At 62.9% G+C, this 3,345-nt stretch carries 2 protein-coding genes; both read right to left on the bottom strand.

Going from position 1 to position 3,345, the window contains the following annotated elements:
• Nucleotides 1-585 precede the first annotated feature (585 nt).
• A complete protein-coding gene (locus AWB83_RS35385) occupies nt 586-1,605 on the bottom strand; it encodes a hypothetical protein (RefSeq protein ID WP_244198003.1) in 1,020 nt (339 codons plus the stop codon).
• Between the two features lie 18 nt (nt 1,606-1,623).
• Nucleotides 1,624-3,345: ShlB/FhaC/HecB family hemolysin secretion/activation protein (locus AWB83_RS35390; protein ID WP_087050241.1), on the bottom strand; the 1,722-nt coding region annotated here is incomplete at its 5' end.

Genomic DNA, 3,345 nt, shown 5'->3' on the forward strand with positions numbered 1-3,345 from the left:
GCCAAGTAAGCGGTCCGACCAATCTCCAAAGGCCGTCGAGTATTTGAAGCCCGCCAGTGAGCGGGCTTTTTTTGCCTTGGAGATTTGAAGGCATCTGACAAATCGCAATCAAAATTAGGAAAGTCTCCTAAAATAGGCAGGTGGGAGCGCGTCGATCCTTCTAATTCCGGCGCGTGGTGCGTCGGAGCAGGTTTGAACCCTGTTGCTGCTTGTGCCCGTGACGCCCGCGCAATGCGGGCGCGCACAGGTGATATCACTACCCTGTGAGATTCGACCGGGCAATCCCACAGCGGCAACCCGGGAGCCAATCAGAGTTTGCGTGTTGGCCGCGCGCCGCTCGACGTCCGCAGGGTCGAAGCCAAGGCGCTCGCGCAAACTTTCCAAGCTTTCACCCGTCAAGTCCACATTCATCAACACGCTTGCTGGAATCCCGAACGCCTTCGCAAGGGGCACGACGAGTACGGACTGCCGTTGCTGGCGGTCCTCTGCATTTTTCAGGTACGCATAAAGCTCCTTTCTCCCTTTGCGGTCTAAAATTCGCACGAATATGTGACGCGACCTGTGAGGACCCCATAGCCGACGCGACTATCCGTCAACGTCGTAACGCTTGCGCTTGCCGCGCTTCTTCGTCCGGTCAAGCACGGCGCAGTTCGGGCACCACGTTCCCTGCTTCACGGAACCAGGAACCGCCTCCCAGACGTGGCCCCGATGGCATTCCCAGGTCAGCTTCACACGGCTATTGCGATACCCGGTGCTCAGGCACCGGCCGCCGCGTGCGAGGGCTACCGCCTGCATCTGCGCCAGCGTCGAACGCAGCTGATCGTGCGCGCATCGCTTGCACCAGTGACCACTCAACACGAGGCCGCCTTCTGTTTCCCATTCGTGGCCCCGCGCGCACCGAAAACGATACCGCGCCAGCCGACCGGTGTAGGCCTGCGCCAGACATACGCCCCCGTGCGCCTCGGCAGCCGCTCGCATCTTCTCAAGCCCCTCGATCGTGCGCAGCGACGCGCCACGCTGCTGGGCCGCGCACTGCGCACACCAATGGCCCGCCAACAGATGCGCGCCCGTCGTCTTCCAGCGATGTCGCTGGGCACACTTACACTCATACTCGCCCGTGCGCCCGACATAACGCCGCGCCAGGCACCGGCCACCTTTCGCGCGCGCGGCCTCCTTCAACCGTTCAAGACCATCCGCGCTGCGCATGCGCTGCGCGGCCTCCGCATGGCGGCACTGCGGACACCAGTTGCCCGCGCTGATCTTGCGGCCTTGCGCTTCCCATTCGTGCCCGTTCCCACACCTTAAGCGATAGCGCTCCAGCAATCCGGTGAACGCGCCCGACACCAACGTGCCGCCGCGCTGCACCAACGACGCCATCCAGCGTTCACGGATCGCGTCGGCCTCGCATCCAGGACAGCCAGGTTGATGATAGAACACGGTCGCCGCATGGAGATCGAAACGATGGCCCTCGGCACATTCAAAGTTGTAGCGCGCAGGGTAGCCTGCCCACTCTTGCGACAGGCAACGCCAACCGAATTGGGCCGCGCGCTCGTACAACTTTCTCAGCGAAGGATGATGCTTAATCGTGTCGGAATCGGCTCTCAAGGACGTCCTCGCGATGAGTTAAAGCTGAGCCGTCACTTGGAATCCAACGGTGACGCGCGACGTCGGAAACGCGGACGGCTTGTAGAGCGGCGTACCCGCGAATAGCTCATAGCCCAAGCCGACATATTTCGACGGTAGACCGCCGCGGATGCCGATGACCGCGCCGACGAGCTGCGTACCCGCGAGAAACGCGGTGTTCGGCCCGAAGACGCGTCCGTAGTCGATTCCCGCATAGAGCGTTTGCCGCGTCGCGCCGAGCGGCGCCTGGAGCTCGTTGCGCCAGTAAAAGCCGCGCTCGGCCGCCAGCATCTGCTCGCCGTCGAAGCCGCGCACCGTGTAGCGGCTGCCGATGGTCAGGTCGTCGACATAGAACAGCGTGTCGTTGGTGTATTGGCCGTGGAACGTCGTTACGTAGCGCAGCGCCTGATTCGCGAGCGCAAATGGCAACGACAGATTCATGTCGAGCACCGCCATGCGATACCGATACGTCGGATCGCTCGGCTTGGTGGCGGGCGTCGGCGCGATGTTCGGATCGTATGGCAACGATGGGTCCGGCGTAGCGCCGAACCCGCCGACGCCTTGCCGATACGCCAGCGTGCCATCGAACTGCGCGCGGCCGAGGTAGTGCCGGTCCGTCAAGCCGGCTTCGAAGAAGGTGTTGTTGCGGTGCTGAATCGGTATGTCTGTATCGTCGATGAAGCTTTCGCCGAAGCGCTTCGAGAGCTGTACGTACCCGCCGAGCACGTCGCTCTGGCTCCGGCGCAGCACGCGCGCGAGCTTGACGCCCGCCGTCTGCGAATTGCCGCTCGACACGAAGGTCTGATCGGCACCCGCGATCTGCTGATAGTAGGTGTTCGTGTAGACGAAGAGGGTCCCGGTCCAGTAGCCCCACGGCACCGAGTACGAGCCGTTGAAGCCGTGCGAGCCGAGCCCCTTGTCGTCGAAGTACAGATCCTGATTCACGCCGAGGCTCAGAATGTCATTGAGACCGAGCGGGTTGTCGAGGCCGAGGCTCAGATTGCCTTGCAGCTTGCCCGTCGCGCGGTTGCCCGAGTTGTCGACCGAGGCGACGAGCGACCAGGGCTTCGACCGCTTGACCGTAAGCACGACATCGCTTTCGCCCGGGATGTCGGACGGCTCGATCTTCATGTCGACGTCCTGACTGGCGACGCGCTTCATTTGCTCCAAACCTTGTTCAAGGTCGCGCAAGTCGAGTACCTCGCCGGGACCGGTCGGGAACGCATTGCGCAATGTGCCCCACGAAATCGGCTCGGTGAGACGTATTTCACGAATGACGCCGGGGACAAGCGCGAATTCGAGACTGCCGGCCGATAAGTCCTGTTCGGGCAACATGACGCGCGTGGTGATATAGCCCCGGCTCAAGATCGCCTGTTGCAATCCCTTGGCAAGCACATTGATACCTTCCTTGCCGATGCATTGCCCCTTGTAGTGGTCGAGCCATGCACGCGCGAAGGCGAAGCGATCGAGCGGCAGCGCGGAGGCACCTTTGGCGCGCACGACGTCGGGCAAGGTCGCCGGCACGTCGAGCGCGAACGTGTCGATGCGGAAGCACGGCGATTCGTGGAGCAGCTCGGGAAACGCTTGGACCGTTGGAACGGTCGAGCGCACTGCGGGCGCTTGCACGGCGGCGTCGCGCTGCTGCGCTTCGCGTTGTTGCTGTACCTGCTGGTTCTGCTCTGCATTCGCTCGTGCTGCGGCTGCTTCGTCGGCGGGCGTCGG

This window comes from Caballeronia ptereochthonis (assembly GCF_001545075.1).
GTDB classification, from domain to species: Bacteria; Pseudomonadota; Gammaproteobacteria; order Burkholderiales; family Burkholderiaceae; genus Caballeronia; species Caballeronia ptereochthonis.